Source organism: Sphingobacterium thalpophilum (assembly GCF_901482695.1).
GTDB lineage: Bacteria > Bacteroidota > Bacteroidia > Sphingobacteriales > Sphingobacteriaceae > Sphingobacterium > Sphingobacterium thalpophilum.
Genome location: NZ_LR590484.1, coordinates 4,730,867 through 4,743,421 on the forward strand (window position 1 = coordinate 4,730,867; position 12,555 = coordinate 4,743,421).

10 protein-coding genes are annotated in these 12,555 nt (G+C 44.9%); 7 read left to right on the forward strand and 3 right to left on the reverse strand.

The genetic code is table 11. The features are described from left to right. Positions 1-8 precede the first annotated feature (8 nt). From FGL37_RS19790 to FGL37_RS19805, 4 genes are all read left to right on the forward strand, one after another. On the forward strand, positions 9-746 hold the full coding sequence (locus FGL37_RS19790; protein WP_197734484.1) for a LytR/AlgR family response regulator transcription factor: 738 nt from the start codon (positions 9-11) through the stop codon (positions 744-746). Positions 747-888: 142 nt separating this feature from the next. Further along, entirely contained in the window at positions 889-1,635 is a 747-nt protein-coding gene (locus FGL37_RS19795; RefSeq protein ID WP_051606745.1) for an ImuA family protein, read from the forward strand. Next, positions 1,632-3,134, forward strand: coding sequence for a Y-family DNA polymerase (locus FGL37_RS19800; RefSeq protein ID WP_028069532.1), 1,503 nt, complete (start codon positions 1,632-1,634; stop codon positions 3,132-3,134). The genes FGL37_RS19795 and FGL37_RS19800 overlap by 4 nt, the downstream gene beginning before the upstream one ends. A 2-nt stretch (positions 3,135-3,136) precedes the next feature. Further along, on the forward strand, positions 3,137-6,277 hold the full coding sequence (locus FGL37_RS19805) for an error-prone DNA polymerase (protein ID WP_037532966.1): 3,141 nt from the start codon (positions 3,137-3,139) through the stop codon (positions 6,275-6,277). Positions 6,278-6,330: 53 nt separating this feature from the next. Here FGL37_RS19805 and FGL37_RS19810 read toward each other — a convergent pair whose 3' ends face one another. Then, positions 6,331-7,113: a helix-turn-helix domain-containing protein gene (locus FGL37_RS19810; RefSeq protein WP_028069533.1), complete on the reverse strand. Its 783-nt coding sequence runs from the start codon at positions 7,111-7,113 to the stop codon at positions 6,331-6,333. Positions 7,114-7,191: 78 nt separating this feature from the next. Here FGL37_RS19810 and FGL37_RS19815 point away from each other — a divergent pair, with 78 nt between their 5' ends. Next, on the forward strand, positions 7,192-8,325 hold the full coding sequence (locus FGL37_RS19815; protein ID WP_051606746.1) for a 2-isopropylmalate synthase: 1,134 nt from the start codon (positions 7,192-7,194) through the stop codon (positions 8,323-8,325). A 36-nt stretch (positions 8,326-8,361) separates the two neighbouring features. On the opposite strand, the gene FGL37_RS19820 is transcribed toward FGL37_RS19815, so the two are convergent. Further along, complete coding sequence (locus tag FGL37_RS19820) at positions 8,362-9,783, reverse strand: MFS transporter (RefSeq protein WP_028069534.1); 1,422 nt, start codon at positions 9,781-9,783, stop codon at positions 8,362-8,364. Positions 9,784-9,902: 119 nt separating this feature from the next. On the opposite strand from FGL37_RS19820, the gene FGL37_RS19825 reads away from it, so the two are divergent. Continuing rightward, entirely contained in the window at positions 9,903-10,241 is a 339-nt protein-coding gene (locus FGL37_RS19825) for a winged helix-turn-helix transcriptional regulator (RefSeq protein ID WP_138096968.1), read from the forward strand. Between the two features lie 14 nt (positions 10,242-10,255). On the opposite strand, the gene FGL37_RS19830 is transcribed toward FGL37_RS19825, so the two are convergent. Beyond that, complete coding sequence (locus FGL37_RS19830; RefSeq protein ID WP_028069535.1) at positions 10,256-11,248, reverse strand: 2-hydroxyacid dehydrogenase; 993 nt, start codon at positions 11,246-11,248, stop codon at positions 10,256-10,258. Between the two features lie 155 nt (positions 11,249-11,403). Here FGL37_RS19830 and FGL37_RS19835 point away from each other — a divergent pair, with 155 nt between their 5' ends. Beyond that, on the forward strand, positions 11,404-12,483 hold the full coding sequence (locus tag FGL37_RS19835) for an NAD(P)H-dependent flavin oxidoreductase (protein WP_028069536.1): 1,080 nt from the start codon (positions 11,404-11,406) through the stop codon (positions 12,481-12,483). The last annotated feature ends 72 nt before the right edge of the window (positions 12,484-12,555 follow it).

Here is a 12,555-nt window from a genome sequence, read left to right on the forward strand (position 1 = left end):
AGACTACGATGATGAAAGTTTATGTTCTTGAAGATGAGTATAATATATACTTATATGTTAAGTCCCTGCTGGACAGTATTCCTTATGTGAGGCTGGTTGGTTATAGCCCGAGCATTGCGCAGGCAGAGCGCGAGTTGCCAGCAGCAGATCCCGATTTGATTTTAGCTGATATCCAGCTTAAAGACGGTTCGAGTTTGTCTTTTCTTTCCGAGTTAAAATTGGATATCAGTACCATTTTTATAACGGCATTCAACCAGTATGCGATTGAAGCATTAAATATTGGTGCCATTGCCTATCTCCTCAAGCCATTGGTTCCGGATCAATTTGTCGAGGCCATCGAAAAATGCTATAAAAAAAATAGCGAGTTTCGATTCAATAGTTGGCAGCTAGCTATGGCCGAAAATTATCTGAAGACCCCCGACAAACCACGTAAAATAGCATTGCGGACTTTTGAATTTACACAAATAGTTCATATTGATGATATTCTGTACTGCCAGGGCGACAAGGGGTATACCACATTTTATATAAAGGATAATAAACCAATGATGGTTTCCAAAGTGCTTAAACACTTTGAAACCATGCTTCCTGAAACCGAGTTTATACGATGTCATCAGTCTTATCTGATCAATGCAAACCAAATCAAAAAATATTATAAGGATGGACAACTGGAAATGGCGGATGGCAAAATGATTCCTGTGGCTACACGAAAAAAAGATGTCATTCAGCAGTTTTTGAATGATATTTAATTGTGCGGATCAGATACTGGTCTGGACATAACAAACAGCTGCTCGCGTCTTTAGTTTGATGAAAAACTAAAAATTATAGCAATTTAGTTTTATACTAAATATTTTAGTATTAAATTTGCTTAGATTTTAAGATGGAGGAGGCATGAAATCAAATGAGAAACAAGCTTTAATCAGCAAGTTGAAAAAAGATTTGCTGTTGTGGCAGGGAATCCCGCAGCGATCAGCCGACTTGCTTCAGATGGGATTGGGGCCATTAGAGGAAGCCTTTCCTAATGGTGTTTTTCCGCGTGGAGCAATTCATGAATTTGTCAGTTTTGATCGGATAGGTGCCGCGGTTTCCTGTGGTTTCATCAGTACTTTGCTAGGCAAGCTGATGCAGAATCATGGTGTCTGTATCTGGATAAGTACTTTTCACACTTTATTTCCAGCTTCTCTGAAAACCTTTGGCGTGGTTCCGGAAGATGTGATATTTGTGTGCATGCAGCGGGAGAACGATGTTTTATGGGCAATGGAAGAGGCATTAAAATGTGAAGGCATCACGGCTGTACTGGCAGAAGTTCACCATTTGAATTTTGTACAGTCCAGGCGTCTACAGCTGGCGGTTGAAAAAAGCCGTGTAACTGGGTTTATTCTGCAGCATAATCCTCGGCAATTGGGTGCAACCACCTGTGCCGCCCGATGGAAGATTTCTTCACTGCCCAGCATCACAGTTGACGGATTGCCGGGAATAGGCTATCCGGGCTGGAACGTTGAACTGTTGAAAGTGCGGAATGGTCAGCCGGGCTGCTGGCAGTTTTGCTGGACAGCAAATGGTTTTGAAGCCATTACGAAAGAGAAAAAAGTTATTGCAGACTGGGGTGGACGTTACCAAAATTTCAGTTTGGCATGAAAAAGCGATTTGCATCACTGTGGTTTCGTCATCTTAAAACAGATTGGATGACAGTGTGCCGACCTCGGCTGGCTGAAATACCTTTTGTTTTAGCTATTTCTACACATGGAAAAATTGTCGTGAGTGCAAGCAGTCCGTTAGCCGAACAGGAGGGAGTCTTTCCGGGCATGGGCATCGCCGATGCAAAAGCTATTTTACCTGATTTAAAAGTCATCCATGAACGTGTCGGACTGGAACAAAAGCTGCTTCATGCCATAGCACATTGGTGTATCCGGTATACGCCGGTTGCAGCTCTGGACCTCCCTGATGGTATTGTAATGGATATCAGTGGTTGTGCGCATCTCTGGGGTGGAGAAAAGGCTTATTTGGAGCATATTATCTCGAGATTAAAGCAGCATGGCTATGATGTACGCATGAGTATTGCAGATAGTATAGGTGGAGCATGGGCCGTAGCTCGTTATGGACAAGGTGATCCTATTGTTGTGCCCAAAACACTTTCTGAAGTGTTGAAAACTATGCCCGCACAGGCATTGCGGCTAGAACCCACCGTTTTGCAACGTCTTCAGGCCCTTGGATTAAAAACGATAGGAAGTTTCTCCAACATGCCGCGTGTTGCTTTGCGCCGGCGTTTTGGTCATCATTTGCTGCTCCGATTGGATCAGGCAATGGGGAATACGGATGAGTTTATTATGCCCATTAAGCCGATTGTTCCCTATGAAGAACGTTTACCTTGTTTAGAGCCCATCCAAACGGCTAAAGGGATTGAGCTAGCCGTCCAGGAACTACTGGTGAGAATCTGCACCCGTTTGTTGAGTGAAGGTAAAGGCCTGCGGGAAGCTGTGCTGCTTTGTCATCGCATGGATGGCAAAATAGAACAGGTCGCTATTGGAACCAATAGGGCAACCGCACAGGTGCAACATCTGTTTCAGTTATTTGCTCTTAAGATTTCCCAGATTGAGCCTGGATTAGGTATTGAGCTGTTTGTGCTGGAAGTACCCAAAGTGGAAGAGGCGCCCTCAGTCCAGGAGAATCTTTGGAGCGATCGTATCGGACTGGATCATCCGGCACTGACAGAACTTCTGGACCGGCTGAAGAGTAGAGATCCCAGCTGTGATATTTCCCGATATCTTCCTGCTGCGCGTTACTGGCCAGAAAGATCCATGCAGGCCGCCTGTTCACTTCAAGAACGGTCTACTGTTGACTGGCAACAGGGACGTCCCCGGCCAACCCGATTGCTGCATACGCCGGAGCCTATCGTTGTGACAGCACCAATTCCAGATTATCCTCCCATGCTGTTCCGCTATAAAGGGCGCGTCCATACCATTAAGAAAGCAGACGGGCCCGAGCGGATTGAACGGGAGTGGTGGATAGACAAAGGTGAACACCGTGATTATTATGCTGTTGAAGATGAAGAGGGCCAACGTTTTTGGCTTTATCGCTCGGGGCATTACGACGAGAGTTTGCCCAAGCAATGGTTTTTACATGGTTTTTTTGCTTAAGGATGGCTTATTGTGAACTACAGATCACCAGTAATTTTACTTTTTTACAGGGGGCTTCCCATCCCGAGGAACTGATTGAGCGTGCCGCACAGTTGGGCTATAGTGCTGTCGCTCTGACCGACCGGAATAGTTTTGCTGGCATGGTCCGCGCACATATTGCTGCAAAAAAGTGGGGGCTCCGGCTAATTCCTGCTTGTAGGCTGGATTTGCTGGATGGTCCAAGTTTGTTGGCTTATCCAAAGGATAAAGATGCTTATGGTAGGCTGTCTTCTTTATTGACAATAGGTAATCTTAGAGCTGAAAAAGGTAAATGTGAGCTGTACCGTGCCGATGTCTATCCATACAGTGAAGGTATGCAGTTTATCGTATGTCCACCAGATCGCCTGACAGCTTCATTCGAACTGGATCAATTCTTTATTGATAGGGTAAAAGAATATAAAAAGCATTTGACGGACACACTTTATCTGGGCATGAAAAGGTTATACCTAGGGGATGATGCCAAATTACTGTTCAGGATCCAGCAGCTTGGCGAACGGTTGTCGATTCCTACTGCCGCTTTGGGGGATGTTTACTACCATATACCTGAGCGGCGTGAACTACAGGATATTTTGACCTGTATCCGGGAAAAGTGCACGATTCATAACGCGGGATTTAAGCTTTATCCGAATGCAGAGCGATATTTGAAGCCCATGGCAGAAATGGAGCGTCTGTTTGGAGCTTATCCTGAGGCTATTGCGCGCACGGAAGAAATAGCGCAGGCCTGCCAGTTTTCATTGGATGATTTAAAATATGTGTATCCAGACGAACTGTCGTCTCCAGGGCGTACTGTGCAGGAAGAATTGGCTCATTTGACATGGGAAGGTGCCAAAGAAAAATTTCATGGTCAAATTCCAGATGCCGTCAGGGAAACCATACAGATGGAACTGGATTTTATTGAACAGAAAAATTATGCCTCTTATTTTCTGACGGTCTATGATTATGTACGCTTTGCGAAAGAAAGAGGAATTTTATGTCAGGGAAGAGGCTCTGCTGCCAATTCTACTATTTGTTATTGTCTGGGGATTACCTCTGTAGATCCAGGGCAGTTTAGGCTACTTTTTGCACGTTTTATGTCCGATGCACGGGACGAGCCGCCTGATATAGATGTTGATTTTGAACATGAACGCCGTGAGGAGGTGATTCAGTATATTTACGAAAAATATGGCCGTAACCGTGCCGCTATTGTGGCGACAGTCACGCAGGTCCGTTCCAAAGGCGCCATCAGGGATGTCGGAAAAGCTATGGGCCTCTCTGTGGATGCTGTAAGCCGATTGGCCGCTGTGGTGAGTAGCCATTGGGACGATTATATTGATCTGGACCGTTTGGCTGAGCAGGGGTTTGATCCAGAGGATATCCATCTTCGAAAAGTGCTGGAATTAACTCATCAATACATTGGTTTCCCGCGGCAATTGGGACAGCACACAGGAGGTTTTGTCATTACACAAGGTAATTTACATGAACTTTGTCCATTGATAAATGCCAGGATGGATAACCGGACTAATCTGGAGTGGAACAAAGATGATCTGGAGGCTCTTGGATTTCTAAAGGTAGACGTATTGGGACTGGGTATGCTGACCTGCGTGCGTAAAGCTTTTGATCTTGCTAAAAAACATTATGGTCTGGACCTGTCCCTGGCCGAAATCGGTGCAACAGAGGATTCGAAAGTGTATGACATGATCTGTCATGCGGATACTTTGGGTGTTTTCCAGATTGAAAGCCGTGCTCAAATGTCGATGTTGCCCCGATTGCGGCCTCGAGAGTTTTACGATCTGGTCATTGAAGTGGCTATCGTTCGTCCGGGCCCCATTCAGGGGGATATGGTGCATCCCTATCTTCGGAGACGCAGTGGTGAGGAAGATACTGACTATCCTAATCCTGAAATCAGGGAAATTCTCCGGAAAACCTTGGGAGTTCCCCTTTTTCAGGAACAGGCAATGGAAATAGCCATTGTGGCTGCAGGGTTTACGCCAGCTGAGGCAGATGAACTGCGCCGCAGTATGGCCACATTTAAATCCAAAGGACAGGTGTCGGTTTTCCGAAAAAAAATGGTGGACGGCATGGTCAAAAAAAATTACAGCGAAGAATTTGCTCTGCGGGTTTTCCAGCAATTGGAAGGATTCGGTAGCTACGGATTTCCAGAAAGCCATGCAGCCTCTTTTGCTTTGCTGGTGTATGTTTCTTCTTGGATCAAATGCCATTATCCCGATATTTTTGCAGCATCTTTGCTCAATAGCCAGCCTATGGGATTTTATCAGCCGGCACAGATTGTCATTGACGCTCAAAAACATGGGGTAAAGGTGCTTCCGATAGATATTAATCATTCTTTTTGGGATAATACGCTCGAAGGCGAGCAGGGCAGGCCTCATCATCTACGTCTCGGATTACGGCAGATCAAAGGATTTTCGGAAGAAGATGCTGTTTTGCTTACGCTAAGACGCGGATTGGGCTACACATCCATCTTCAGCATGCTCGAAACAGGCTTGTCTTTGGCAGCGCTTGAGCTTTTGGCAGATGCTGATGCCTTTCGTTCACTTGGCATCGACCGACGAAGAGCGCTCTGGGAAATCAGCGCTTTGGGAGATTGCCCTATCGGACTGTTTGAACGACAACCGGTACAGTGCCCAGATGATAGCCATATCGAACTGCCACTATTGAGCCAGAGCCAGCATGTTGTGGCTGACTATGCGCGGACCTCATTATCTATTAAAGCACATCCTGTCAGTTTTTTGCGCAGTAGGCTGAATACCTTGCATGTGGTTCCGACAGGGAAATTAAATCAAATCAAAAACAATATGCCCGTGCGGGTCTGTGGACTGATTACTGTCAGACAGCGGCCGGGAACGTCCAAAGGTGTTTTATTTGTTACGATTGAAGATGAGACAGGCTTTGCTAATCTAGTTGTCTGGAGTAAAGTGTTTGAAAAGTATCGTAAAGAAATTCTAAGAGCCAAATTGCTCATGGTTGCCGGGAGGTTGCAGGTAGAAGGAGAGGTAATTCATGTGATTGTTCAGCATTGTTTTGATATGTCGGGGCTGCTCGGAGAACTGACAGCCGAACAAGAGGATGTATACAACGTCTTTCATAAGGGACGGAACTTTCATTGATCAATTTAATTTTTGTGGAACATCATAAAAGCGCATTAACTCTTCAGTTTAACCTAATGTGATAAATTAGCGCGATATTGCTGTGGCGAAAGCCCAAAGTGCTCCTTAAACAAATTTGAAAAATTGGATGTACTGTCGTAACCGATCTGATATACAATCTGCGATATCTGTAAATCTTTGTTTTCCAATAGCTGAAGGGCGCGCAAGAGCCTATGTTGTTTGATAAACTGGAATATGGTAAGCTGCAGTTCATCTTTAAACTGCCTGAATAGCGATCGTTGTGACATATTGAAGGCTTCTGCAATCTCGGCTATGGATATTTTGTTGTGGAGATTGTCCAATATATAGGTGCTGACAGCAATCATGACGTCGCTCTGTGCAGCGACAACTTCTGCCTGAAAAGATTTTGTCAGTAACAGTGGTACCATGGATTTAAAAGCCTGGATACTTGTCTGTGTCATGCTTTCGGCGGTATCCAAATTCCAGTGTTTTTCGCCAAATCGTAAAAAATGATCCAATAGTTCCTGCGGCGGGTACACACTGAGCTTATCCTGGATTGGTTCCATATCCAGAAATATTGTTTTCAATAATAGACGGGGCGACCGGGATAGGAGTTTGTGTGGTGTCATGGCTGGGATCTGCACATAAAAACCATTTGGCACACAGACACTGTTTCCTTCGGTATAGATAAATAAGGTCCCATTTGCCGGACTCAGAATCTGGACTTGCTCATGATAATGCATGACGGTATTGAATTGACCATACTCCCGTAATTCAATCGTTCCATCCGGAAAAGACTTTGCACAGGAAAAATTCGTAATGGTAGATTTTGGCATTATTCAATAACAATTGTTTTATTTTCAAATATAGTAAATCGGCTGGTAGTATTAGTTTTGACTCATAATAATATACTCATGAAACAGGTAAAGATTTTTGATACGACCTTGCGGGACGGGGAGCAAGGGCCGGGTTGCCAACTGACGTTAGAAGATAAATTAGCGATAGCGGCTAAGCTGGATGCTATGGGCGTGGATGTAATAGAGGCTGGGTTTCCGATCAGTTCGCCGGGGGACTTTAAGGCCGTTACTGAAGTAAGCGGCATTGTTGAAAACGCAACAGTATGTGCTTTGGCAAGGGCACATCAGAAAGATATCGACAGCGCTGCTGAGGCCTTGCGCGATGCAAAAACAGCTCGTATACAGCTCGGGATAGGGGCTTCCGATATCCACATTAAATATAAATTCAACAGTAGCCGGGAAGAGATCTTGGAAAAAGCCTTTGATATGGTGTCCTATGCTTCAAGCCGATGCGATGAGGTCCAGTTTTTTGCCGAGGATGCGGGGAGGGCTTCCAATGATTTTTTGGTCAGAATGACGGATACTGTGGTGCAAGCTGGTGCAAAAATTGTCAATCTGCCCGATACTAACGGCTTTTGTACGCCTTTTGAATATTACGAGAAGATTGCTTATGTCAATAAACACAGAAAGGATAAGGATAAGGCCATACTGTCAGTGCATTGTCATAATGACCTCGGGATGGCCACAGCCAATAGCATTGCCGGCGTGATGGCTGGTGCCGGACAAGTAGAAGGGACGGTCAACGGTGTAGGGGAACGGGCTGGAAACGCAGCCTTGGAGGAGATATTGCTGATACTCCTTGTTAAAGATAACTTATCAATAACAACAAAGGCTGACCCTAAGTTTATTGTAGAACTGAGTTCGATGGTATCCAAGGCAATGTCCAACCCCGTTCAGGCGAATAAAGCGATTGTAGGAAAAAATGCATTCGCCCACTCTTCCGGTATTCATCAGGATGGTGTATTAAAAGATCGCAGAAATTATGAAATTATAGATCCGGCGATCATCGGCGGCACATTGCCCGACCTCGTTTTGTCAGCGCGAAGCGGTCGGGCAGCATTGAAGGACCGCTTAAATGCTCTTTCCTTAACCTTTGCGGCAGACGATTTTGAAAAGATATATAGCAGATTTCTGGTTCTTGCCGACCAGAAGCGCTTTGTTGAGGACGAAGACCTGAAGTGGCTGCTGTAGCCACTCAGGACAAATACCCGCGTTATTGGCGTGCAGCTATGCATCAGAAGATGCTGGCTGGTGTGTACCAGCCGGCAAAAAAGCGATCGCGCAGGCAACCGTTAATAACAGTACAATGGATAATGAGGTGGCATATCCATAGCCCGTTCGTAAGTTGTTCAGGCCAAAAAACGATACGTCGTTGTGATGTAAAAAAAGCCCGACGATAAAGGCTATTCCCAGGCAGATCGCAAGCTGTTGTACGGTAAGGTAGATAGCTGAGCCTACACCGATCAGCTCTTTGTCAAGATCCTTAAGAGCAAGCGTCATTAATGCCGGCAGTACACTACCGCAACCTATGCCGTAGCAAAAGAACAGGACGTGAATCTGGCCCTCGGGCACCATTTGCTTGTCCAGCATAAATAGGTGAACGGCAAGGCCCAGTATCATGATCAGTAAACCCGTCAACACCACCGCCTTTCCAAAGCGTTGTACCAACTTACCGACCAGCATACTGGCCAGTACATAGCCGACCCCTTGATAGACAAAAGCGATCCCGGTCATCGTCGGCGTAAAACCTTTGTGGGCTTGCAGGAAGTTGGAATTAATAATAAAATAGGCATCTTGAACCATATAGTAGCTCAATGCCGCCAAGAGCCCTAGATTGAAGGTTCTGCTACGGAATAAGGAAAAGTTAAGGAGTACTTGTCGACTGGTTTTATACAGTCGGCGCTCTCTTTTTATAAAAAGAACAGTTAACATAATGGATGCTCCCAATAACAGTACTGTCCAGAAGGGCCAGTGCAATTCAGGTCCCATAATTAAAGGATATATGATACCCATCAATAAAACAAATAATCTGACCATCGGGGATAGGGCGATCTTAGTTCGGGCACTGGCGTGATCCAGGGGTATATTGCGGTAGGCCGCAGCAAAAGCCAGGATGCCGATCGGAATGTTGATTAAAAAAATAAGACGCCAGCTTTCACTTATCCAGTCCTGATCCGGAAGGATGCCTCCCATAAGCTGTCCGATTACAGAAGCAAGCCCTGCGATGGTTCCATAGACTCCTAGAGCCATAGTGCGTTTGCCGGGATCTTCGAAAAGTACAGTGATGAGTGCAATTCCCTGCGGCACCATCAAACCCGAACTGATGCCTTGTAGCAAACGCCCAAGTAACAGCAAATAGATATTGCCGGAAAGTCCGCAGACAACTGAAGCCACTGTAAACCCAGCCATGCCCAGCAAGTATAGTCTTTTTTTGCCATAGTGATCGCCGGCATTGCCTGCATTGATCAGCAGACTGGCGTATCCGATGACATAAAGCACGATAATCCATTGGGTCGCACTGTTGTCCAGCTCTAAAGCATGCTGCATAGTGGGGAGAGAGACATTGATGATGAACAGGTCGATGACAAATAAAAAAATACCAACGGAAAGTAAGCCTATCTGGATTAATTCTTTGTTGAGTAGTCGCATATAAAGAGTTTTTTAATAATTTTATCGTTAAAAGTAACAGGGTTATTTTACTTAGTCAAGTAGTTATAAAAACCATACTAAGTATGGTTTTATGAACTAATGGTCAGAATGAGCAGATTATGGAAGAAAAAAAAATAGAAAATTTTGGCAGTTGTTGCGATGTCAATGGAATATTTAAGATTATAGGCGGGAAGTGGAAAGTGCTTCTCATCAAAGCGATTGCTCGGGAATGTCCGAAACGATTTGGTAAACTGAGACGGGAGATGGAGGACATGGCGCAGACGACCTTGACGCTACAGTTGCGTGAACTGGAACGGGATGGTATATTATGCCGGCAGACCTATGCGGAATCGCCGCCTCGGGTTGAATATAAATTGAGCGAACTGGGCAAAACTTTACTACCAGTTATTGAGCAGCTCGACCAATGGTGGGCGAGCTACAGGAAGGAACGTCCATAATGCATGACATTCGATTACAACAACACTTCTGTATCTGTCTTGCCGGTGGTCAATAGATCTGATATACTCTTTAAAGTGCGTTCGGCGATCTGTGTCAGGGCCTCTGTAGTAAAAAAAGCCTGATGTGCTGTGACCAGCACATTTGGAAAGCTCATGAGCCGTTGAATGGTGTCATCCTCAATAATCGTCGTGGAGAGATCTTTGAAGAACAATTTATCTTCCTGCTCGTAGACATCTATGCCCAGCAATCCGATCTTGTGTTCTTTCAACGCTTGAATAGCATGATTTGTATGGATAAGGTTGCCTCTGCTGGTATTGATAATCGTAACACCATCTTTCATTTTGGCCAGTGTCTCCTGGTTAATCAAATAGTGATTGTCTGCTGTTAGCGGACAATGTAATGAAATAATATCTGATTCTCCAAATAATTCGTCGAGCGACTTATACTGAACTCCCATACTGATCAGACTGGGGTCGGGATATAAATCGTAGGCAATGATCTCTGCTCCGAATCCCATGGCAATTTTGATAAATGCTTTTCCGATTTTTCCGGTTCCAATAACGCCGATTTTCTTTTGGAAGATGTTAAAGCCCAACAGGCCATTCAGGGCAAAGTTCTGTTCGCGAACACGGTTATAGGCTTTGTGGGTTTTACGGTTGAGCGTCAGTAACATCGCCATGGTGTGTTCAGCAACTGCTTCGGGAGAATAGGCCGGAACACGGCAAACCTGGAGGCCACATTCTTTAGCAGCCTGTAGATCGACATTATTGAATCCTGCACAGCGCAGTGCGATCAGCCGGACACCTTTTTCAGCGAGCACCTGTATTACCTGACGATTGAGTTTATCGTTCACAAAGGCACAGACGACCTCTTCTCCATCAATAGCATTGACGATATGCGGGCCGAGGTGCGTTTCATAAAAATGTAGCTGAAAGCCATAGTTTTCGTTTTCGCGCTCAAAAAATGTGCGGTCATAGGGCTTGGAAGAAAAGAATGCTATTTTCATAAAATAAATCTTTAACTAAAGATACTGCATTTCGCTTGATTCTACTAATTGTTATCGCCAATAAATGACATTTAGTACTGTAAATTGCATCATAAAAGCCGTAACTTGCTTTGCAATTCTAGTGAGCTGTTGGTCAATAGTAAAAATAAGTTAGTATGAACTGGTCTACTCAAGTTACGCAATTATTAGGAACTGCATATCCGATTATACAAGCACCGATGTTTGGTGTTACGACCCCGCAAATGGTCGCTGCTGCTTCTGGCGCAGGCGCACTGGGATCCCTAGCTTTGGGCGATTTACCTTACAAAGAATGCATTAAAGCTATAGAGTTAACGAAAAAATTAACAGATGGTCCATTCGCCGTGAACATTTTCGTCAATTCAATACCCGAAGCTTCCGAAGAACTCCAGGCAAATTATAAGCAGACGAAGACTTTCATCGAATCCTTGGCGCAAGCACATCACATGGAAGTTGAGCTGCCTGAATTTAATGAAATCCGGTTGACGGATTATCACGAACAAGTAGAGGCTATTATAGAGAAAGGATGCAAAATTGTCAGCTTTACTTTTGGAAATTTAGATGCCGAAAGCATCCGTATACTGAAGGAGCACGATACCATACTTATTGGCACCTGCACCGCTGTTGAGGAAGCGCAGCTATTGCAAACATCAGGCATAGATATCATTTGTGTACAGGGATTAGAAGCAGGGGGGCATCGCGGAAGTTTTGACGATATGGATATCCCCCAGATTGGTGGTCTTTCTTTACTGTCCAAGGTACGAGAACAGGTGGACAAACCATTAATCTATGCAGGGGGGATATATAATGCAAATACTTTACTTGCCACAAAAGTGCTAGGGGCCTCGGGGTTTCAGGTGGGGAGCCTGCTTCTGTGTTCGGAAGAAAGCGCATTGCTGGATTTTGAGAAGCAACGTTTGGCACAGGTCCGAGAAGGTGATATTGTGCTGACACGAAGTTTTTCAGGGCGTTATGCCAGAGGAATCCGAAATGCTTTTATTGATGCGGTGGATAATTCTCCCTATATTCTCCCTTATCCCTATCAGAATAAGCTAACAAATCTGCTTCGGAAGATTGCTAAATCCAGTCGTAATGCTGATTTTGTCAGTCTCTGGGCCGGACAGTCCATCCATCCATATAGTAAAGAATCCACAAAAGATATCTTAGGTAACTTGATTGTTCAAGTTGAAAAATTGCATCATGGGCTCGCGGGTTAATCGTTTTTCTACATTACCACTCCTGTTGGATCGCAGGTGATGAGCTCCTAGATTGTGTCTGAGTCATTCCCT

What these genes read in the sequence shown, in the direction of transcription:
- FGL37_RS19790 (WP_197734484.1), top strand. Translation starts at nt 9, where the DNA reads ATGATGAAAGTTTATGTTCTTGAAGATGAGTATAATATATACTTATAT.
- FGL37_RS19795 (WP_051606745.1), top strand. Translation starts at nt 889, where the DNA reads ATGAAATCAAATGAGAAACAAGCTTTAATCAGCAAGTTGAAAAAAGAT.
- FGL37_RS19800 (WP_028069532.1), top strand. Translation starts at nt 1,632, where the DNA reads ATGAAAAAGCGATTTGCATCACTGTGGTTTCGTCATCTTAAAACAGAT.
- FGL37_RS19805 (WP_037532966.1), top strand. Translation starts at nt 3,137, where the DNA reads ATGGCTTATTGTGAACTACAGATCACCAGTAATTTTACTTTTTTACAG.
- FGL37_RS19810 (WP_028069533.1), bottom strand. Translation starts at nt 7,113, where the DNA reads ATGCCAAAATCTACCATTACGAATTTTTCCTGTGCAAAGTCTTTTCCG.
- FGL37_RS19815 (WP_051606746.1), top strand. Translation starts at nt 7,192, where the DNA reads ATGAAACAGGTAAAGATTTTTGATACGACCTTGCGGGACGGGGAGCAA.
- FGL37_RS19820 (WP_028069534.1), bottom strand. Translation starts at nt 9,783, where the DNA reads ATGCGACTACTCAACAAAGAATTAATCCAGATAGGCTTACTTTCCGTT.
- FGL37_RS19825 (WP_138096968.1), top strand. Translation starts at nt 9,903, where the DNA reads ATGGAAGAAAAAAAAATAGAAAATTTTGGCAGTTGTTGCGATGTCAAT.
- FGL37_RS19830 (WP_028069535.1), bottom strand. Translation starts at nt 11,248, where the DNA reads ATGAAAATAGCATTCTTTTCTTCCAAGCCCTATGACCGCACATTTTTT.
- FGL37_RS19835 (WP_028069536.1), top strand. Translation starts at nt 11,404, where the DNA reads ATGAACTGGTCTACTCAAGTTACGCAATTATTAGGAACTGCATATCCG.